This is a genomic window from Aeromonas media, assembly GCF_020423125.1.
GTDB classification, from domain to species: domain Bacteria; phylum Pseudomonadota; class Gammaproteobacteria; order Enterobacterales; family Aeromonadaceae; genus Aeromonas; species Aeromonas media.
The window spans coordinates 4,324,207-4,343,746 of the sequence record NZ_CP075564.1; the positions used below are offsets into that span (position 1 = coordinate 4,324,207).

A 19,540-nucleotide genomic window follows, 5' to 3' on the forward strand; every position below is an offset into this window, starting at 1 on the left:
CTTCGGCAAACCCCGGCAACCTCAGTAGTTGATGCTGACGTAGGGGACTTCCGGCACATTCCACGCCTGCTTGAGGTAGACGGTCAGCACGAAGAAGAAGTTGGCCAGCAGGCTGGCGAAACGATAGAGAATGGAGTCGAAGCGCACGCCGCTCTCTTCGAGGCGCACCAGCAGGCGCACCACCTTCTTGCTGCCGCAGCGGCACAGGTGCAGGGTGGGGATTGGCTGCGGCCCCTGGGGCAGCACGAAGCCGGTCACCCGGCCGCAGCTCGCCTCGTTGTAGTGATCGTAACGCCCCTTCAGCCAGTCCAGATCTTCCTCGAAGATCCCGAGCCTGCCACGCACCGAGCCGTTGAGGTTGTAGATGAGTCGTTGCAGGGTCGCCAGATCCGCCAGCACGGGCCGGGTATCCTCATCCGGCACCAGATGGGAGAGCACGGCCCCCACCTGACAGCAGAGCTCGTCGGTGGCGATCTCGTAGTCACACTGGAACTGGGTCTCGAAAATGAAGGGGTAGCAGAGCTCGCGCTTGTCTCTTGGCTTCTTGGGGTTCATGGCCGCATCTGGTCAGGGAAAATGGCAGTGTGCCAGCCCCGCGAGGGGCTGGCAAACACCGCATCAGAGGGCGACGGGCCTGCGTCAGGCTGTCGCCATCTGCTGGCCGAGCAGCCGCATGGCCTCCAGCATCCGCTGGTTGAAGCCCATGAAGCCGGCCCCCTCGGCCGCCTCGTTCTGGCCTCGCGCCGCCAGTACCGCTGGGGTCAAGCCTTGCTGCTGGGCGGGCGACAGCAGGGCATCGGCCTGCTGCTGCCACTGGCTAAGCTTCGGCAGGTAGTCCGCCAGCGGCTTGAGGCTATCCTGCAGCGAGTGAGCCCCCTGATAGGCCTGGCTCAGACGGGCCGACTGCTTGAGTTTGAGGGAGTAGGAGGCGAGCTGGCTGTCATCCAGTTGCAGACCATTCAACCTGTCAGCCAGGGTCTTGCCCTCCCCACCCCCGAAGAACTGGCCGGCCAGCTCGTCCAGCCCCTTGACCAGGGTACCGATGGCCTCCATCTCGCCACTGTCGAGATCCCCCTCCAGGGAGAAGTCGAAGCTCTGGCTCGATTTGAGGCTGAACTGGCTGCCGCTCCCGTCGCTGCGGGACTTGAACTGCCAGCTATCGCTGAAGCGCAGCATCACCTTGTCCCCGTCCCGGGTCTCGATCTCGAGGAAGGCCTGCTGCCGGCTGGCCATCTTGGCCGCCCCGAGATCCGTGGTCGAGACCTCGCCGAAGAACTCTTGCTCGAAGGACTCCAGTCCCTCCTGGATCAGCTTGTAGCTCTGATCCATGCCGGACTTGATGTCCTCGTTGTCCGCCCAGTCCCCGAGCTGCTTTCTGGCGTCACCGAAGCCCATGTCCACGCCTTTGCGGGCCTGCTCCATCATCTTGGCCAGATCCTCATCCGACTTGCCGTCGGCACGGGCCGCGCCCAGCCGTCCGGTGACAAACTGCAGCACGTTGTCCGCCACCGTCTCGTAATCGAACAAGGTCTCCGGGGTGATCGCCTCTGGCGGATCCAGCTTGAACTCCTGACTCTTGGGGGCCTGATAGTGCTGGCCGTTGATCTCCAGCGCGAATTGCAGCGCCTGCTGGATCAGCACCTGGGCCCACTTCGGGGGCTTGTTCAGGGAGACCTCATCCCCCTTGCCCGCCGTTTTCGACTCTGCCTGTTGAGGCGATTTGGGAGCAATGCCCACTCCCTTGGGTTGGGCTGCGCCCATGCCATCGATCTGCATCATCACTCTCCCGCCATACTGGTGGATCGGTTATCGGCCCGACTGGCCACTTCTTGACCACAAAAAACTTGGACAATCCGCGACGGCCTTTTAAAATCCCCACCCTTTGGTTGGCTGCGGCCTTCCCCCGGTTTCTGCCCGGCCCTGCCGGTGTGCATCTGAGGTATCTATGACCCAATCCCAGCGGACCCCCGCCGACTACCAGGCCCAGCTCGACGAGAAGCGCGATCGCCTCACCCAGCTGTTCGCCGACTTCAATCCGCCCGCGCTTGAGGTCCATGCCTCCCCCGCCGAGCACTACCGGATGCGCGCCGAGTTCCGCATCTGGCACGAGGGGGATGACCTCTTCCACTGCATGTATGCCCAGGCCACCAAGGAGATCATCCGGGTCGACAGCTTCCCCACCGCCAGCCTGCTCATCAACCGGCTGATGCCGGTGCTGCTGGCAGGGCTGCGCCCGCACCCCGTACTGCGCCGCAAGCTGTTCCAGATAGACTACCTCTCCACCCAGTCCGGCCAGCTGTGCGTCAGCCTGCTCTACCACCGCAAGCTGGAGGCGGAGTGGCAGCAGGCTGCCGAGGCCCTGCAGGCCGACCTGCGGGCCCAGGGGTTCGATCTGCAACTGATTGGCCGCGCCCACAAGCAGAAGATTTGCCTGGGGGAGGAGTTCGTCATCGAGCGGCTCAACGTGCAGGGGCGCGAGCTGGTCTACAAGCAGGTGGAGAACAGCTTCACCCAGCCCAATGCCGCCATCAACGAGCAGATGCTGGGCTGGACGCTGGACGTGACCAAAGGCAGCGAGGGTGACCTGCTGGAGCTCTACTGCGGCAACGGCAACTTCTCCATCGCCCTGGCCCAGAACTTCCGCAAGGTGCTGGCCACCGAGATCGCCAAGCCGAGCGTGGATTCAGCCCAGTACAACATCGCCGCCAACGGGGTCGACAACCTGATCATCCTGCGCATGTCGGCGGAGGAGTTCACCATGGCGATGCGCGGCGAGCGGGAGTTCAACCGCCTCAAGGGGGTCGATCTCGACGCTTACCAGTGCAACACCATCTTCGTCGACCCGCCCCGTGCCGGCCTCGACGACGCCACGGTCAAGCTGGTGCAGGAGTACGACAACATCCTCTACATCTCCTGCAACCCGGAGACCCTGCAGGCCAACATGGCGGTCCTCGGCGAGACCCACGAGATCGCCCGCTTCGCCCTGTTCGACCAGTTCCCCTGGACCCACCATATGGAGGCCGGGGTCTATCTACGCCGCAAGGCAGGCTGATACCGCAGGGACGCCAATCCCCTTCGACAGGCAGAATGAGAACAGGGCCTCGGGCCCTGTTTGATTAGTTATCCCGGTGCAGAGCGCTGGCGCAGCCGTTATGCTGGCGACACGCGCATTCGCGCCATAGCCGGGGCCACGCCACCATGCCACGCGTTCTGTTTGTTGAAGATGATCCCGACATAGGCCAGCTCATCAGCAGCTGGCTCGGTCGCCACGACATAGAAGTGCTGCTGGAGAGCCGGGGCGATCTGGCGCTCGCCAGGGTGGAGGTCGAGCAGCCCGACCTGGTGCTGCTCGACATCATGCTGCCGGGACAGGACGGCCTCTCCCTGTGCCGGGATCTGCGCCCGCGTTTTGCCGGTCCCATCGTCATGCTCACTTCGCTGGACAGCGACATGAACCAGATCCTCAGTCTGGAGCTGGGGGCCAACGACTACATCCTCAAGACCACGCCGCCCCCCGTGCTGCTGGCCCGGCTGCGGGTCCAGTTCCGCCAGCAGGGGCTGCGGGCATCCCAACCACTCGCTCCCAGCCCCCCGCCCCAGCGCCTGCAATTCGGCCGCCTGCGGATCGACGGGCCGGGTCGGGACGTGCGCCTCGATGGCGACAGCGTGCCCCTCTCTACCGCCGACTTCGATCTCTTGTGGGAGCTGGCCTGCCACGCCGGCCAGATCCTGGGACGGGAGGCGCTGTTTCGCAGCCTGCGGGGCCGCGATTACGACGGCCAGGACCGCAGCATGGACGTGGCCATCTCCCGCCTGCGCCGCCGGCTTGGGGATGACAGCAACAACCCGACCCGGATCAAGACGGTGCGCCAGAAGGGTTATCTGCTGGTGCCCCAGGCCTGGGAATAAACAGTTACCGAATGACTTTGATGCTCTCTGCTCCCTGCTCCCCTTGCGGGAGAAGGGTTGGGGATGAGGGGATAACAAAACAACGCCAAGACGCAACCCAGGCAAGAGGAGAACCTCCATGCGACGCCTGTTTATCCAGTTCTACCTGCTGCTGATCGGCTGCTTCTGCCTCGCCATCCTGCTCATCGGTCTGGTCTATCAGGTCAGTGCCGAGCGGGCGGGGGATCGCTATCTGGAGCGGATGATGCAAGGCTCCCTCGGCCTGCTCACCGGTGAGCTGGCCCGGCTGCCGCCGGCGCACTGGCCCGCCCGCATGGCGGAGCAGAGCCGCCAGCTCACCCTACCGCTGCGGATCGGGGCCCTCGCCAACCAGCCGCTGGCCAGGGAGGATCAGGCCTTTCTCGAGGCGGGCAACATCGTCATCGTCGAGGAAGATGACACCTTCCTGCAGCGCATCCCCGGCACCGATCAGGTGCTGATCGTCGGCCCCGTGCCCTACCTATCCTACCTGCACGAGCTGCACTGGGTGGATGTGGGCCTGCTGCTGCTCATCGGCCTCTCCCTCGGTCTCCCCATCCTGCTCTGGCTGCGTCCCCACTGGCGCGGCCTGCAGCAACTCGAACAGACAGCCCGCCGGGTCGGCGATGGGGATCTCTCCAGCCGCACCGGCCTGCCCCCCGGCAGCAGCCTGGGCCGGGTGGGCCGCACCTTCGATCAGATGACGGAGCAGTTGCAGGCCATGCTGGCCAGCCGCAAGCAGCTGACCGACGCCATCGCACACGAGCTGCGCACCCCCCTGGTGCGGCTGCGCTACCGGCTCGCCATGCTGGCCGAGCCTCCCACCACCGAGGAGCAGCAGGGGCTGGAGCGGGATCTCGGCGCCCTGGACGCCCTCATCGAGGAGATGCTCACCTACGCCAGGCTGGATCGCCCTGAGCTGCCGCTGCAGTGCAGCGAGCTGGAACTGGCCAGTTGGGCCGGTAGCCGCCTCCCGGACTGGCAGGCGCTGCGGCCACAGACCCGGCTCGATTTCGTACGCCCGGCCATGGCCTTGCCCTGGAGCGGCGACATCCGCCTGCTGGACAGAGCGCTGGAAAACCTCATCGGCAACGCCCTGCGCCACGCCACCAGCCGGGTGAGCCTCGCCATGAGTCGGCAGCAGGATCACTACCTGCTGGAGGTGGCCGACGACGGCCCCGGTATCGATCCCACGCTGGCGCCCCAGATCTTCGAGCCCTTCGTGCGGCTGGATCAGAGCCGCGACCGACGCACCGGCGGCACCGGGCTCGGTCTCGCCATAGTGCGCAGCATCGCCCGCCACCACGGCGGCGAGGTACAGCTGCTCCCGAGCAGTAGCGGTGCCCGCTTCTGCCTCAGACTGCCCGTACATTTGGATACAAACCGTCACCAGTCGCTCACTGAACCACAGGTCGAACAGCCCTAGGATGACGTCATGGAGAGCCGCTCCATGTCATCAACCCGAACGAGGAACTGGAATATGAAAAAGCTGATCCCCCTGAGCCTGGCCGCTGTCTTCGCCCTGACCTCCGGCTTCACCATGGCTGCCACCCCGACCAAGGCTGCCGCCCCCCACGCGACCCAGACCAAGGTGGTGAAAAAGCATCACAAGGCGACCCATGCAGCACCGGCCGTGAAAGTGGCCCCCAAGACCAAGTAACAGGCGCACAAGCTCCCAATGAAGAGGGGCCCCATCATGGGGCCCCTTTTGTCGTGCTCAGGCGGCTCAATCTTGCATGTAATCTGCCGGCAGTGCGATGCGCGCCACGCCGGAGGCCACCGCCGCCAGCGCCACGGCGCGGGCCACGCGGGGCAGCAGACGGGCATCCATCGGCTTGGGAATGACGTAATCCTTGCCGAAGGTGAGCTCACTCACCCCGGCGGCGGTCAGCACCTCGGCCGGGACCGGCTCCTTGACCAGGCCACGAATGGCCTCCACCGCCGCTACCTTCATGGCGTCGTTGATGCGGCTGGCGCGCGCATCCAGGGCGCCGCGGAAGATGAAGGGGAAGCAGATGACGTTGTTGATCTGGTTCGGATAGTCCGAGCGACCCGTGCCCATGATGAGATCGCTACGTACCGAGTGCGCCAGGGCCGGCTTGATCTCGGGATCCGGGTTGGAGCAGGCGAAGATCACCGGGTTGGGGGCCATCAGCGCCACCGCCTCGGCAGGCAGCACGTCCGGGCCCGAGACGCCGACAAACACGTCCGCCCCGTCGATGGCATCCATCAGGGTACGCAGCGGAGTCTCGTTGGCGAAGCGCTGCTTGTACTGGTTGAGATCGGTGCGACCGCTGTGGATCACCCCCTGACGGTCCAGCATGAAGATGTTGTGTGGCGCGGCGCCACACTTGATCAGCAGGTCCATGCAGGCGGTGGCGGCGGCCCCGGCGCCCATGCAGACGATGCGGCTCTGTTCGATGCGCTTGCCCTGCACTTCCAGCGCGTTGAGCAGACCGGCGGCGGTGACGATGGCGGTGCCGTGCTGATCATCGTGGAACACCGGGATGTCGCAGCGCTCGATCAGCGCCTGTTCGATCTCGAAGCACTCGGGGGCCTTGATGTCTTCCAGATTGATGCCACCGAAGGTATCGGCGATGGCCGCGACAGTGTCGATGAACTGCGCACTGGTCTCGTGTTTCACCTCGATGTCGATGGCGTCGATGCCGGCGAAGCGCTTGAACAGCAGGGCCTTGCCCTCCATCACCGGCTTGGAGGCCAGCGGCCCCAGATTGCCAAGACCGAGGATGGCGGTGCCGTTGGAGATGACGGCCACCAGGTTGCCCTTGCCGGTGTAGCGGTAGGCATCATCGGGATTGGCGGCGATCTCGCGCACCGGCGAGGCGACGCCCGGGCTGTAGGCCAGCGCCAGATCGCGGGCGGTCTCGGCGGGTTTGGTAAGGGCGATGGCTATCTTGCCGGGAATGGGTTGGGCGTGGTAATCGAGCGCTTGTTGACGAAGATCATGACGCAGATCGGACATGGGGGACCCCGATACGGAAGTGAATGTGGTGGTGCATTGGCTCGCCACAGGCGAGGGCTCGGGATCATAAAGAAAACCATCGGGCTTTCACAGTAGAAAGTATTGCCGTTATCCACCGATGAGCCAATCATCAGCACGTATCACCGACAATGAATACCCATTTAGTTATAGATATGGTTTCAATCCATCACGGGTATACCGGCCCTCTGCTCCGCCTGACGGGCGATGGCCTCCGTCATCCCCTGGAAGATGAAGAGGTGGAAGGGCAGCATGGCGAGCCAGTAGGCCAGCCCCCAGGCACCCTGAGGGTGCCAGTGGGCGGTCACCCGCAGCCGGGTCAGGCCGGACTCCTGGGGCTGGATGTTGAACTCCAGCCGCCCGACACCGGGGGCCTTCATGTTGAACAGCAGATCCAGCCTGCGCCCCTCGTCCACCCCGAGGATCTGCCAGGAGTCCAGCATGTCCCCCTTCACGAAACGATCCGGATTGGTGCGGCCCCGGGTGAGCGCCGGGCCCCCTATCAGGTGATCCATCCATTCGCGCACCACCCACAGCTCGTTCATGTAGAAGTAGCGCTGCTCGCCCCCCAGCTGCTGCAGCACATGCCACACCACCTCGGGAGAGGCGAGGCACTCGGCCTCACCGCTGGCGGTACGGTCGTAGAAACCGTACTCGGGATGACGCCAACGCAGGCCGAGCGGCGTCTTCTGGCCCTGCTGCTCGGCGCCGAGCTTCTGCTCCAGCGCCAGGCTCTCCGTCAGCGCTTCGTCGAAGCTGAGCAGGTGCTGGGGCAGCAGGGCCCGCAGCGGACCGTCATCGGCCGGGATGTCGTGCTTGAGGCCACCCACCAACGCCTTGGCAATGGGTTGGGGCACCGAGGTGGCAAACTGCAGCCACCAGGCGGAGAGTCGGGGGCTCAGGAAGGGGATGGGGATGATGGGGCAGCGTTTGCCGATGTGGGCGGCAAACTTCTGCAACTGCTGCTGGTAGCTGAGCAGCTCGGGGCCCGCCGCATTGAAGATGCGGCCATCCACCCCGTCGGCCTCCACCAGTCCGCCCAGATAGTGCAACAGGTTGGAGAGGGCGATGGGGGGCGTGCGGGAGCGCACCCACTTCGGCGTCACCATCATCGGCAGGTTGAACACCAGATCCCGCATCACCTCGAACGCCGCCGAGCCCGGGCCTATGATGATGCCGGCTCGCAGCTCCACCGTGGGTACACCCGCCTCTCGAAACAGCTCCCCGCAATGGCGACGGGAGTTGAGGTGGCGGCTGTTGCAGGGGATCGGCTGTATGGCCCCCAGATAGATGATGCGGCGCACCCCGGCGGCGCGGGCGGCGGCGGCGAAATTCTTCACCCCCTGCTGCTCCAACCGGTGAAAACCGGCGCCTGCCCCCATGGCGTGCACCAGATAGAAGACGGTGTCCACCCCGGCAAGGGCCGGCAGCAGGGTGATGGGCTTGAGGCTGTCGGCGAGACGGAACTCCACCCCCTCCGGCAGGCGGCAGGGGCGGCGCGCACCGGCGATCACCCTGTAGCCCAACCCTTGCAGGTGGGGTACCAGATAGGAACCTATGTAACCCGCCGCACCCATCACCAGACAGTTCCGCATTCCGACACTCCTTGCCATCCCCCATGGACTCGCACCCACCATAGGGCAAAGCGAGGCAATACAGAACGCCAACAAGCAAAAAAGGCGCCCGATGGGCGCCTTTTTCAGAATTCTTCAGAAGTAAGATTACTTCTTGGCAGTCAGACCACCGAAACGCTTGTTGAACTTGTCTACGCGGCCGCCGCTAGAAACTTCTTTCTGCTTGCCGGTATAGAACGGGTGGCACTCGGAGCACACGTCCAGGTTCAGATCTTTACCCAGGGTAGAGAAGGTGTTGATCACGTTACCGCAAGAGCACTTGGCGGTGATGGCTACGTAGTCAGGATGGATACCAGCTTTCATGGACAACCTCGATTATAGGCCGTGTCGCCATCCGATCTCTTGTCGGACACCACACGATTGTTGAACACAGTTTCAAAGGCTGCGAATAATATAGGAAATGCCTGAGTTCAGGCAAGTGGCTTCGCAGAAAAAATAGGCAACCTTTTGGTGGATTCATCGCAAACGCTTGATCTGGTTCGTGTCGCTGTCCCGGTGCCGTTGCGCCGGCACTTCGACTATCTCTCCCCTTTGCCCTTGCCTGCCCCCGGTTGCCGGGTAGAGATCCCGTTCGGTCCCCAGACCCTGGTCGGCCTGGTGGTGGATCACCCGACCGAGAGTCAGGTGCCGCGCAACAAGCTCAAGCCCATCAAGCGGGTGCTTGATAGCTCCCCCGTGCTGGGGCCGGATATTCTGGCGCTGATGGCCTGGAGCGCCAGCTACTACCAGCATCCGCTGGGTGAAGTGCTACCCCACGCCCTGCCGGTGCTGGTGCGCAAGGGAGAGCCCGCCGCCTACCGGGAGTTGGAGTTCTGGTTTGTAACAGAAGCCGGGATGGCTATCGATCTCAACGAGCTCAAGCGGGCGGCCAAGCAGCAGCAGGCACTCGCCCTGCTGCGCAAGGGGCCCCAGACGCCGTCTGCGCTCAAACAGGAGGAGATCCAGAGCGCCGTACTCACCGCCCTGGAGAAGAAGGGACTGCTCGAGAAGCGCAGCCTGGAGCCGAGCCATGACGGCGACTGGGTAACCCATTTTGACGCCGGTGAGGGGTTGCGCCTCAACAGCGAGCAGGCGCTGGCGGTGGCCGCCGTCACCAGCCAGAGCGACAAGTTTGGTGCCTTTCTGCTGGACGGCATCACTGGCTCCGGCAAGACCGAGGTTTACCTGAGCATCCTCGAGCCATTGCTCAAGGCGGGCAAGCAGGCCCTGGTGATGGTGCCGGAGATCGGCCTCACCCCCCAGACCATCAACCGCTTCCGGCGCCGCTTCAAGGTGCCGGTGGTGGCGATGAACTCCGCCATGAACGACAGGGAGCGGCTCGATGCCTGGCTCGCCTGCCGCGACGGTGGCGCCGCCATCCTGATCGGCACCCGCTCCGCAGTGTTCACCCCGTTTCAGAACCTCGGCATCATCATCATCGACGAGGAACACGACGGCTCCTTCAAGCAGCAGGACGGTTTTCGCTACCACGCCCGGGATCTCGCGGTGATGCGGGCCCATCGCGCCGGCATCCCCATACTGCTCGGCTCCGCCACCCCGTCGCTTGAGACCCTGCACAATGCCAAAACTGGCAAGTATCACCACCTCAGCCTGACGCGGCGTGCCGGCAACGCCCAGACCGCCCGCCAAGTGATCCTCGACATCAAGAGCGTGCGGCTGCAGGCCGGGCTCTCCCCCCAGCTGGAGCAGCTGATGGCGGAGCACCTGGCGGCGGGCAATCAGGTGATGCTGTTTCTCAACCGCCGTGGCTATGCACCCGCCCTCATCTGCCACCAATGCGGCTGGAGCGCTGCCTGCGAGCGCTGCGATGCCTGGTACACCTGGCATCAGGCCGGGCGACGGCTGCACTGCCACCACTGCGACAGCGTGCGCCCCTTGCCCCACCACTGCCCGGAATGCGGCTGCAACGAGCTGATTGGCTCGGGGGTGGGCACCGAGCAGCTGGAACAGCTGCTCACCACGGTTTTCCCTCAATACCCTGTGGTGCGCATCGATCGGGACAACACCCGCCGCAAGGGGGAGCTGGAGACCCACCTCGGCGACATCAAGGCGGGCAAGTACAAGATCCTGATCGGTACCCAGATGCTGGCCAAGGGCCACCACTTCCCGGATGTGACGCTGGTGGGTCTGCTGGATGTGGATGGCGCCCTGTTTTCCGCCGATTTTCGCGCCGCCGAGAAGCAGGCCCAGCTCTACACCCAGGTGGCGGGCCGGGCCGGGCGCGCCAGCAAGCCCGGGCTGGTGGTGTTGCAGAGCCATCACCCCGAGCACGCCCTGCTGCAGGATCTGACCCAGAACGGTTACGGCCACTTCGCCGACACCGCGCTCAAGGAGCGCCGTCTGCTGGGGCTGCCGCCATTCAGCTACCAGGGACTGTTCCGGGCCGAGGCCAACGGCCGTGACGAGGTGCAGCTGTTCCTCACCCGCCTCGCCGAGACACTGCGCAGCGCCCGTTATCCCCAGGTCCAGGTGCTGGGGCCCATCAGCGGCTTCATGGAGCGCAAGGCGGGCAAGTTTCGCATGCAGCTGCTGGTGCAGGGCCCGAACCGGGCACCCCTGGCACAACTGTTGGATTGGGCGGTGAAGGAGCTGGACGGCTGGCCGGAGACCAAGCGGGTGCGCTGGAGCCTGGACATCGACCCCACGGAGTTGAATTAAACCGTCTCCCTCACCAGCCGCCAGCCGCGTTTTTCTTATCGCGCGTCTGATTACGCCACCTTGCGGCTAATCAAACCTAGGGTCTTTCCCCCTTCACCCTCGCGGCAGAAGGGTTGGGGATGAGGGGGGAACCAGAACACAACGAGGGGGCCAAGGCCCCCTCGTTGTGTTTATCTCATGACTGTTCCGGCTTATTCGGCGGCCTGGGAGACCCCGGTCAGCCGCACCTCGACCCGGCGATCCGGAGCCAGACAGGCGATCATCTGCGCCTTGGCACCATCCGGGCAACTGCCCCCCGTCACCGGGGAAGATTCACCACGCCCCTCGGCGCGCACCTTGTCGGCAAACAGTCCCTTGGCGATGAGATAGTCCGCCACGCTGCGGGCACGCTGCTCGGACAGGGACTGGTTGTACGCATCGGAGCCGATGCGGTCGGTGTGGCCGATCACGGTCGCCACCCCATCCTTCGGATTGGCGGCCAGAATCTGGGCAAACAGGTTATCCAGTGCCTGGCTGGCCTCGGGCTTCAGGGTCGCCTTGTTGAATTCGAACAGCACATCCGAATCCAGACTGAACTGTTTCTCCACCAGCACAGGGGCCGGGGCGGGCTCGGGGGCCGGTGTGGGCACCACCGGTTCGTCGCCGATCTGGCCGAAGCGGTAGAGCATGCCGACAGACAGCAGGCCGTTGTCCAGCTCTATGCCGGATTCATCCAGCGAGTCCTTGCCGAGCGGCGTGGTGTACTGGTATTCGAGGCGGGCAGCCCAATCCTTGTCGATGGCATATTCGATGCCCAATGCCCCCACAAAGGCGGCACCGTGATACTTGCCCCCGCCCGATGCCGAGAGGTTGCTGGTGCCATCGTTGGCCCAGGCACTGATGGAGCTGTCGGTCCAGGCATAGGCGCCCCCCAGCCGACCGTAGATATCCAGGGCCTCGGTCGCCGGGAAGCCGATCTTCATGGTGGCCTGGATCATCTGGGCCTTGGCCTCCCCATCCAGTCCTGCCTCGACCCCGTTACTGCTGAAGCGCTGATCGACCTGATACTTGCCGAGCCAGTCATAGCCGAGCTCGACGGCCACGTTGCGGTTTACCTGATAGCCGGCGAAGGCCCCCAGACCGAGGTCGCTATGGTCCTGGCCAGGATCAAAGGCATCGAGCAGATCCTTGACCTGATCGTCGTAATCCACCCCGTAAAAATTGGACCAGCCAGCCTTGCCACCGACATACCAGGTATTGTCCTGGGCGGCGGCCTGCACCGTCCCCGTTGCCATCAACGCGCCGATCAGGACGGCGAGCATAGATCTGTTCATGGATGAGCCCCTGCAATGAATTGTTATGACGCGGATGCGCCTCTCTTCCCTGACGGGGCCCCGAACCCAAGCCCCATACTCAGATTATCCCATCTGCAACCAGCCTCAAACGACCAGGGACTCAGGAGTGTGATATTGGCGACATTATCGGTAGATGCGCACCCTGGAGCGCCCATAAAAAAACGAAGAGCCAGGCTCTTCGTTTTCATCTCGGGGCGGGATGGTCAAGCCGCCGTCACTGACTGCCCTGGCTCGCCAGGAACAGGCGATAGGCGGGATCGTCGCTCACCTCTTTCCAGCCGTAGCCAATCTCGTGCAGGTAGTCGTGGAAGGCGGCCACGTCTTCGTCCGGCAGCTCGAAGGCGCAGAGCACCCGGCCATAGTCGGCGCCGTGGTTGCGGTAGTGGAACAGGCTGATGTTCCAGCGACAGCCCAGGGTCTCGAGGAAGCGCATCAGGGCACCCGGCTGCTCCGGGAACTTGAAGCTGTAAAGCCGCTCGCCGAGGGGCCGCGCCGGACGGCCGCCAATCATGTAACGCACGTGATTCTTGGCCAGCTCGCTCTCGGTCATGTTGACCACGGGGTAACCGTTGCCACCGAGTTGGTCGATGATCTGGCCGAGCTCCTCGTCGCCGCCGGTGAGGCGCACCGAGACGAACAGGGAGGCCTGGACCGCATCCGCGTAGCGGTAGTTGAACTCGGTCACCATGCGGGGCCCAAGCTGGCGACAGAAGTCGAGGAAGGCCCCCTTGCGCTCGGGTATGGTCACCGCCAGCATGCCCTCACGCTTCTCGCCGATCTCGCAGCGCTCCGACACGTAGCGAAGGCTGTGGAAGTTGACGTTGGCGCCGGACAGGATGGCAGCCATCCGCCCCCCCTTCACCTGCTCCCGTTCGCTATAGGCCTTGAGGCCAGCCAGGGACAGGGCACCGGAGGGCTCGGCGATGGCGCGGCAGTCGTCGAAGATGTCTTTCAGCGCCGCACAGATCTGGTCGTTGGAGACGGTCACCACCTCGTCCAGATACTGGTTGCAGAGGCGGAAGGTCTCCTCGCCGATGCGCTTGACCGCCACCCCGTCGGCAAACAGGGAGACCCGCTCCAGGTTGACCGGCTCACCAGCCTCCATGGCGGCCTTGAGGCAGGCTGAGCCTTCCGCCTCCACCCCGATCACCTTCACATCCGGCAGCAGTTGCTTGATGTAGACCGCCACCCCGGCGGCCAGACCGCCGCCACCCACAGGTACGAAGACGTGGGTGAGGTGGGTATCCTGCTCCAGCAGCTCCTTGCCGATGGTGCCCTGACCCGCGATCACCTCGACATCGTCGAACGGCGGGATCAGGGTGTAGCCCTCCAGTTCGGCGAGGCGGCGGCTCTCGCCGTAGGCCTCGTCGAAGCTGTTGCCAAACAGCATGACGTTGCCGCCCAGCCGTCGCACCGCGTCGATCTTGATGTCCGGCGTGGTCTTGGGCATCACTATGATCGCCTTGATGCCGAGCTTGGCCGCCGACAGCGCGACACCCTGGGCATGGTTGCCGGCCGAGGCCGCCACCACGCCATGGGACTTCTGCTCGGCGCTCAGGGTGGCGATCTTGTGATAGGCACCCCGCAGCTTGAAGGAGTGCACCGGCTGCAGATCTTCCCGCTTGAGCGCCACGTGGTTGCCGAGTCGCTCGGATAATTTTTTAAGGGTCTGCAAGGGCGTCACCCGCGCCGCCTCGTAGACGGGTGAGAGCAGCACCTTGCGTAGATAATCCGCCGCAGAGACCATGGCTTACTCCTCCAGCTTGCTTAAATCGCGCACCGCGCCCTTGTCGGCACTGGTGGCGAGCATGGCGTAGGCACGCAGGGCGTAGGAGACCTGACGCTGGCGATTGAGCGGCTTCCAGCCACGGGCCTCGACGGCGGCGCGGCGAGCGGCCAGCACGCTGTCAGCCACTTCCAGCACCATGCTGCGGGCCGGGATGTCGATGTTGATGATGTCCCCATCCTCCACCAGCCCTATGGTGCCGCCGGACGCCGCCTCGGGGGAGACGTGACCGATGGAGAGGCCAGAGGTGCCGCCGGAGAAGCGACCGTCGGTGATCAGGGCGCACGCCTTGCCGAGCCCCATGGACTTGAGATAGGTGGTGGGGTAGAGCATCTCCTGCATGCCGGGGCCGCCCTTGGGGCCTTCGTAGCGGATCACCACAACTTCACCCGCTTTCACTGTGCCGTCCAGGATGCCGGCGACCGCAGTGTCCTGGCTCTCGAACACCCGGGCCGGGCCGCGGAAGCAGAGGTTCTCGTCATCCACCCCGGCGGTCTTGACGATGGCACCGTTGAGGGCCAGGTTGCCGGAGAGCACCGCCAGCCCCCCTTCCAGGCTGTAGGCGTTGTCCAGGGAGCGGATGCAGCCTTCTGCTCTGTCCAGATCCAGCTCTGGCCAGCGGCAATCCTGGCTGAATGCCTTGGTGGTGCGAATACCGGCGGGGCCGGCGCGGTAGAAGTCGTGCACCGCCTTGTCGTCACAGCGGCTGACGTCATAGGCCTCCAGCAACTCGTTCAGGGAGGTGCCAAGCACGTTGCGGGTATCGCCGTGCACCAGGCCGGCTCTTTCCAGCTGACCCAGGATGGCGACCACGCCGCCAGCGCGGTGCACGTCTTCCATATGGTACTTCTGGGTGGACGGGGCCACCTTGCACAGCTGGGGCACCTTGCGGGACATGCGGTCGATATCGGCCATGGTGAAGTCCACCCCGGCCTCCTGGGCCGCCGCCAGCAGGTGCAGCACCGTATTGGTGGAGCCACCCATGGCGATGTCCAGGGCCATGGCGTTCTCGAACGCCGCCTTGGTGGCGATGTTGCGCGGCAGGGCGCTCTCGTCATCCTGCTGGTAGTAGCGATTGGCCAAAGCGACGATGCGCTGACCTGCCAGCTTGAACAGCTGCTCCCGATCGGCGTGGGTCGCCAGCATGGAGCCGTTGCCCGGCTGGGAGAGGCCGAGCGCCTCGGTCAGACAGTTCATGGAGTTGGCGGTGAACATGCCGGAGCAGGAGCCGCAGGTGGGGCAGGCGCTGCGCTCTATCTGATCGCTCTGGGCATCGGAAACCTTGGGGTCGGCGCCCTGGATCATGGCGTCCACCAGATCCAGCTTGATGATCTGATCGGAGAGCTTGGTCTTGCCCGCCTCCATGGGACCGCCGGAGACGAAGATCACCGGAATGTTGATGCGCAGGGCGGCCATCAGCATCCCCGGGGTGATCTTGTCACAGTTGGAGATACAGACCATGGCGTCGGCGCAGTGGGCGTTGACCATGTACTCCACCGAGTCGGCGATCAGCTCCCGGGACGGCAGGGAATAGAGCATGCCGCCGTGGCCCATGGCGATGCCGTCATCCACCGCTATGGTGTTGAACTCCTTGGCGACGCCGCCGGCGGCCTCGATCTCCCGGGCCACCAGCTGGCCCAGATCCTTGAGGTGCACGTGACCGGGCACGAACTGGGTGAAGGAGTTGACCACGGCAATGATGGGCTTGCCGAAATCCTGATCTGTCATGCCGGTGGCACGCCAGAGGGCGCGGGCCCCGGCCATGTTACGTCCGTGGGTGGTGGTGGCGGATCTCAACTTCGGCATTGTTTCTACTCCCTGAATGCCCCTGGGGCGCATTGTCTTTCAACATGAATGTATGATTCGCGGATCGGGAATCGATCCTGATGAAGGCACCACGAGGGAGCCTTCATCGGAAGCGACTCGGGGAGGCGTGACGCCTCCCCTCTCTCATCAGTCATTGACCGGCGTCAGCCAGCCCCACTTGTCCTCGGTCTTGCCGTTGAACAGGCCGAAGAAGGCGTTCTGCAGCTGCTCGGTCACAGGGCCACGGCTGCCAGAACCCACCTTCATCCGATCGACGGAGCGCACCGGGGTCACCTCGGCGGCGGTCCCCGTCATGAAGATCTCGTCCGCCACGTAGAGCGCCTCGCGCGGCAGCGCCTGCTCGCGCACCTCATACCCCAAGTCACGCGCAAGCGTCATTATGGTATCGCGGGTGATGCCGGGCAGGATGGCGGCGGTAGCGGGCGGGGTGAACAGCACGCCGTTCTTCACCAGGAACAGGTTCTCCCCCGCCCCTTCGCTCAGATAACCGTTCACGTCCAGCGCCAGCCCCTCGGCGAAGCCGTTGCGCTTGGCCTCGCGACTGATCAGCTGGGACGACAGGTAGTTGCCGCCCGCCTTGGCGCCTGTAGGTATGGTGTTGGGGGCAAGCCGGTTCCAGGAGGTGACGCACACATCCACCCCGTTTTTCAGCCCCTCTTCCCCCAGATAGGCTCCCCAGGGCAGGGCCGCGACCATGAGGTCGGCCTTGGCATCCTGCGGTGGATGCAGCCCCAGCCCCACGTTGCCGACAAAGGCCAGCGGACGCAGGTAGCCGCTTTTCAGGCCGTTCTCGCGCACCACGGTGCGGCAGGCTTCATTCACTTCGGACTCGCTGTAGGGGACGTCCATCCAGTAGATTTTCGCGGAGTCGAACAGGCGGCGAGTGTGCTCCTGCAGGCGGAAGATGCAGGTGCCCTTGGGGGTGTCATAGGCGCGCACCCCTTCGAACACCGAGGAGCCGTAGTGCAGGGCGTGGCTCATGACGTGCACCTGAGCATCCTGCCAGGGCACCAGTTTGCCGTTGAACCAGATGTATTGGGGGTGAGTGGCGGATTGGGAAGACTGTGACATTGGCTTGGCTCCTTAAGCGCTGATCCGGGGTTGCTGTTCCAGTGCATCGACCCGGGAGACATCCACCAGCTTGACCAGCTGGCTCCACAACTGCTGGATGGGACGCTCCGACTCGACAGTAACCGTGATCCGCAGCTGTTGGCAATCCTGCTCCATATTCAGAGCGCAGAGAGCGAAGCCACGGTGACGCACCACCCGCAGCACCCGCTCCATCACTTCGGGTCTCGGCTGGGCGTGGATATGCAGTGTGTGCTGCGCAAATCCGGGTTGGTGAAAGCTGTGCTGCTTCATGGGCGTTGCTCCATCATCTTGTGGTTGGCGACTCCCGGCGGAACCAGGGGCCAGACGTTTTCTTCCTCTGAAATGGCCACATGCAGCAGGTAGGCACTCTCGCTTGCCAGCAGGCGGTCGAGTGCACCGGCTATCTGCTCCTTGCATGTGATGGTCTCGCCCGGGATGCCGAACGCGGCGGCCAGGGCGATAAAATCCGGGTTGTCGGAGAGAATGGTCTCGCTGTAGCGGCCGTCGAAGAACAGCTCCTGCCACTGGCGCACCATGCCGAGGCGCTGGTTGTCGATCAGCACCATCTTCACCTTGAGCTGGGCGCGGCGTATGGTGCCGAGCTCCTGCACGTTCATCATGAAGGAGCCGTCACCGCTCACCAGCACCACTTCGTCCTGCGGGCGCGACATCTTGGCGCCGATGGCGGCGGGCAGGCCGAAGCCCATGGTGCCGAGACCGGCGCTGGAGAGGTGATTGCGCGGACTGGTGAAGCGCATGTGCTGGGCCACCCACATCTGGTGCTGACCCACGTCGCAGGCCACCACGCTGGTCTCGGGCAAGCGCTCGGAGAGCTGCTTGAGCAGGGCCGGGGCATAGATGGGCTGGCCGGGATGGTCGTAGCGAAACGCATATTCGCGGGCCATGGCGGCGCAGTGCTCACGCCAGGGATCGATCGCCAGCGCTATGGTTAGGGCGGGCAACACCCGCTTGAGATCAGTGGTGATCCCCACCTCGGCGGCGCGGCGCTTGCCGAACTCGGCGGCGTCCACGTCCAGATGGATGACTTTGGCGTGGGGGGCAAACTCGTCCAGTTTGCCGGTCACCCGATCATCGAAACGGGCGCCCACCACCAGCAGCAGATCACACTGCTGTACCGCGTAGTTCGCGGCCTTGGTGCCGTGCATGCCAAGCATGCCGAGGTAGACGGGACTGTCGGGGTCGAGCGCGCCAATCCCCTTGAGGGTGGTGACCGCCGGCATGCCGGTGGCGGCGGCAAAGTCCCGCAATTGCGGCTCCGCATTGGCCATGCCCACTCCGCCCCCGACGTAGAGCACGGGACGCTCGGCAGCGGCCAGCAGGGTGCGGGCCAGCGTCAGCTCGGCCGGATTGAGGGGCTCTGGCTCCTCCACCGCAAACAGCGGGCTCTGGGTTGGCACGGCGGCGAGCTGCACATCCTTGGGAAAGTCGATGAGCACAGGACCTGGGCGCCCTTCGGTGGCGATGGCGAAGGCTTCCGCCAGCACCCGACCCAGATCGGCGGGGTCGGTCACCATGAAGGAGTGCTTGGTGCAGGAGAGGGACATACCGAGTACATCGACCTCCTGAAACGCATCGGTGCCGACGGCGGCGCAGGCGACCTGGCCGCTGATGGCGACCAGCGGCACGGAATCGAGCAGCGCCTCCGCCAGCCCGGTCACCAGGTTGGTGGCTCCTGGGCCCGAGGTGGCGATGCAGACCCCCACCTGGCCGGAAGCGCGGGCATAACCCACGGCTGCCATGGCAGCACCCTGCTCGTGACGGCAGAGCTGATGGGCCAGGCCACCATCATACAGGGCGTCATAGACCGGCATGATGGCCCCGCCCGGGTAACCAAACACCTGGGTCACACCCTGTTTCTTGAGAGCCTGTACCAAAAACTGCGCGCCGTTCATGTGAAAATCCTGTCCTTGGGTCGAAAAAAAACCCCCGGGCCGTGAGGCTCGGGGGTCGCTTGTTTCGTTCTGTCCGGTGGTGGGTCTATCCCTTGTTCCGTGCAGCTAAACGAGCCCCGAGCGGTGAGATAATAATCACCACTAGGACCACAATAATGCTGACGAAACGGGAGGCCATGTTCATAGTTACAACCGGAAATCCTGTGAAATGGGGGCGGTTTGCACCGCGAATGGCTATTAGAACTAGCACGGTGATTTTTATTGAGCAAGCATTTTTTACCTGACAAGACTCTGATTTTGACTGATCTGCAAGCTGCTCTCTGGAACAAAAAACTAATAAAAAAACGGTTAACCAGCACATACATCAA

Annotated in this window: 16 protein-coding genes; 5 read left to right on the forward strand and 11 right to left on the reverse strand. The window is 64.2% G+C overall.

What is annotated here, in order from left to right:
* Positions 1-21: 21 nt before the first annotated feature.
* Together KI797_RS19995 and KI797_RS20000 are read right to left on the reverse strand one after the other, a co-directional pair.
* Positions 22-555: an ATP--cob(I)alamin adenosyltransferase gene (locus tag KI797_RS19995; protein ID WP_161507722.1), complete on the reverse strand. Its 534-nt coding sequence runs from the start codon at positions 553-555 to the stop codon at positions 22-24.
* 84 nt (positions 556-639) lie between these two features.
* Positions 640-1,776, reverse strand: coding sequence for a DUF5610 domain-containing protein (locus KI797_RS20000; RefSeq protein ID WP_161507880.1), 1,137 nt, complete (start codon positions 1,774-1,776; stop codon positions 640-642).
* Positions 1,777-1,945: 169 nt separating this feature from the next.
* Between KI797_RS20000 and trmA the strand changes: the two genes are divergently transcribed.
* From trmA to KI797_RS20020, 4 genes are all read left to right on the forward strand, one after another.
* Positions 1,946-3,052: a tRNA (uridine(54)-C5)-methyltransferase TrmA gene (gene trmA, locus KI797_RS20005; protein WP_161507723.1), complete on the forward strand. Its 1,107-nt coding sequence runs from the start codon at positions 1,946-1,948 to the stop codon at positions 3,050-3,052.
* A gap of 146 nt (positions 3,053-3,198) precedes the next feature.
* On the forward strand, positions 3,199-3,909 hold the full coding sequence (gene rstA, locus KI797_RS20010; RefSeq protein ID WP_042649207.1) for a two-component system response regulator RstA: 711 nt from the start codon (positions 3,199-3,201) through the stop codon (positions 3,907-3,909).
* Positions 3,910-4,027: 118 nt separating this feature from the next.
* Positions 4,028-5,353 (forward strand): two-component system sensor histidine kinase RstB, encoded by a 1,326-nt coding sequence (rstB, locus tag KI797_RS20015; protein WP_226170754.1) that lies wholly within the window; start codon positions 4,028-4,030, stop codon positions 5,351-5,353.
* 54 nt (positions 5,354-5,407) lie between these two features.
* The gene (locus KI797_RS20020; RefSeq protein WP_042649209.1) at positions 5,408-5,587 is read left to right on the forward strand and encodes a hypothetical protein; all 180 of its coding nucleotides are present in this window, start codon (positions 5,408-5,410) and stop codon (positions 5,585-5,587) included.
* A gap of 66 nt (positions 5,588-5,653) precedes the next feature.
* Here KI797_RS20020 and KI797_RS20025 read toward each other — a convergent pair whose 3' ends face one another.
* From KI797_RS20025 to rpmE, 3 genes are all read right to left on the reverse strand, one after another.
* Positions 5,654-6,910, reverse strand: a complete 1,257-nt coding sequence (locus KI797_RS20025; protein WP_226170756.1) for a malic enzyme-like NAD(P)-binding protein — start codon at positions 6,908-6,910, stop codon at positions 5,654-5,656.
* Positions 6,911-7,089: 179 nt separating this feature from the next.
* Positions 7,090-8,523 (reverse strand): DUF2867 domain-containing protein, encoded by a 1,434-nt coding sequence (locus tag KI797_RS20030; RefSeq protein WP_226170757.1) that lies wholly within the window; start codon positions 8,521-8,523, stop codon positions 7,090-7,092.
* A gap of 126 nt (positions 8,524-8,649) precedes the next feature.
* Entirely contained in the window at positions 8,650-8,865 is a 216-nt protein-coding gene (rpmE, locus tag KI797_RS20035) for a 50S ribosomal protein L31 (RefSeq protein ID WP_041206593.1), read from the reverse strand.
* Positions 8,866-9,012: 147 nt separating this feature from the next.
* Here rpmE and priA point away from each other — a divergent pair, with 147 nt between their 5' ends.
* Positions 9,013-11,220: a primosomal protein N' gene (gene priA, locus KI797_RS20040; protein WP_226170760.1), complete on the forward strand. Its 2,208-nt coding sequence runs from the start codon at positions 9,013-9,015 to the stop codon at positions 11,218-11,220.
* Positions 11,221-11,411: 191 nt separating this feature from the next.
* Here priA and ompA read toward each other — a convergent pair whose 3' ends face one another.
* From ompA to ilvG, 6 genes are all read right to left on the reverse strand, one after another.
* Positions 11,412-12,533: a porin OmpA gene (gene ompA, locus KI797_RS20045; RefSeq protein ID WP_226170763.1), complete on the reverse strand. Its 1,122-nt coding sequence runs from the start codon at positions 12,531-12,533 to the stop codon at positions 11,412-11,414.
* Positions 12,534-12,768: 235 nt separating this feature from the next.
* Positions 12,769-14,301 (reverse strand): threonine ammonia-lyase, biosynthetic, encoded by a 1,533-nt coding sequence (gene ilvA / locus KI797_RS20050; protein WP_226170766.1) that lies wholly within the window; start codon positions 14,299-14,301, stop codon positions 12,769-12,771.
* A 3-nt stretch (positions 14,302-14,304) separates the two neighbouring features.
* Positions 14,305-16,146: a dihydroxy-acid dehydratase gene (gene ilvD, locus KI797_RS20055; protein WP_226170769.1), complete on the reverse strand. Its 1,842-nt coding sequence runs from the start codon at positions 16,144-16,146 to the stop codon at positions 14,305-14,307.
* 147 nt (positions 16,147-16,293) lie between these two features.
* Positions 16,294-17,238, reverse strand: a complete 945-nt coding sequence (locus KI797_RS20060) for a branched-chain amino acid transaminase (RefSeq protein ID WP_226170771.1) — start codon at positions 17,236-17,238, stop codon at positions 16,294-16,296.
* Positions 17,239-17,250: 12 nt separating this feature from the next.
* Positions 17,251-17,529, reverse strand: coding sequence for an acetolactate synthase 2 small subunit (gene ilvM / locus KI797_RS20065; RefSeq protein WP_043128746.1), 279 nt, complete (start codon positions 17,527-17,529; stop codon positions 17,251-17,253).
* Positions 17,526-19,172 (reverse strand): acetolactate synthase 2 catalytic subunit, encoded by a 1,647-nt coding sequence (gene ilvG, locus KI797_RS20070; RefSeq protein ID WP_226170773.1) that lies wholly within the window; start codon positions 19,170-19,172, stop codon positions 17,526-17,528. Before ilvG ends, ilvM begins: the two co-directional genes overlap by 4 nt.
* Between the last annotated feature and the right edge of the window lie 368 nt (positions 19,173-19,540).

Bases quoted from the DNA above. Each gene is read 5' to 3' on its own strand.
- KI797_RS19995 (WP_161507722.1), bottom strand. From the start codon at position 555: ATGAACCCCAAGAAGCCAAGAGACAAGCGCGAGCTCTGCTACCCCTTC.
- KI797_RS20000 (WP_161507880.1), bottom strand. From the start codon at position 1,776: ATGCAGATCGATGGCATGGGCGCAGCCCAACCCAAGGGAGTGGGCATT.
- trmA (WP_161507723.1), top strand. From the start codon at position 1,946: ATGACCCAATCCCAGCGGACCCCCGCCGACTACCAGGCCCAGCTCGAC.
- rstA (WP_042649207.1), top strand. From the start codon at position 3,199: ATGCCACGCGTTCTGTTTGTTGAAGATGATCCCGACATAGGCCAGCTC.
- rstB (WP_226170754.1), top strand. From the start codon at position 4,028: ATGCGACGCCTGTTTATCCAGTTCTACCTGCTGCTGATCGGCTGCTTC.
- KI797_RS20020 (WP_042649209.1), top strand. From the start codon at position 5,408: ATGAAAAAGCTGATCCCCCTGAGCCTGGCCGCTGTCTTCGCCCTGACC.
- KI797_RS20025 (WP_226170756.1), bottom strand. From the start codon at position 6,910: ATGTCCGATCTGCGTCATGATCTTCGTCAACAAGCGCTCGATTACCAC.
- KI797_RS20030 (WP_226170757.1), bottom strand. From the start codon at position 8,523: ATGCGGAACTGTCTGGTGATGGGTGCGGCGGGTTACATAGGTTCCTAT.
- rpmE (WP_041206593.1), bottom strand. From the start codon at position 8,865: ATGAAAGCTGGTATCCATCCTGACTACGTAGCCATCACCGCCAAGTGC.
- ompA (WP_226170763.1), bottom strand. From the start codon at position 12,533: ATGAACAGATCTATGCTCGCCGTCCTGATCGGCGCGTTGATGGCAACG.
- ilvA (WP_226170766.1), bottom strand. From the start codon at position 14,301: ATGGTCTCTGCGGCGGATTATCTACGCAAGGTGCTGCTCTCACCCGTC.
- ilvD (WP_226170769.1), bottom strand. From the start codon at position 16,146: ATGCCGAAGTTGAGATCCGCCACCACCACCCACGGACGTAACATGGCC.
- KI797_RS20060 (WP_226170771.1), bottom strand. From the start codon at position 17,238: ATGTCACAGTCTTCCCAATCCGCCACTCACCCCCAATACATCTGGTTC.
- ilvM (WP_043128746.1), bottom strand. From the start codon at position 17,529: ATGAAGCAGCACAGCTTTCACCAACCCGGATTTGCGCAGCACACACTG.
- ilvG (WP_226170773.1), bottom strand. From the start codon at position 19,172: ATGAACGGCGCGCAGTTTTTGGTACAGGCTCTCAAGAAACAGGGTGTG.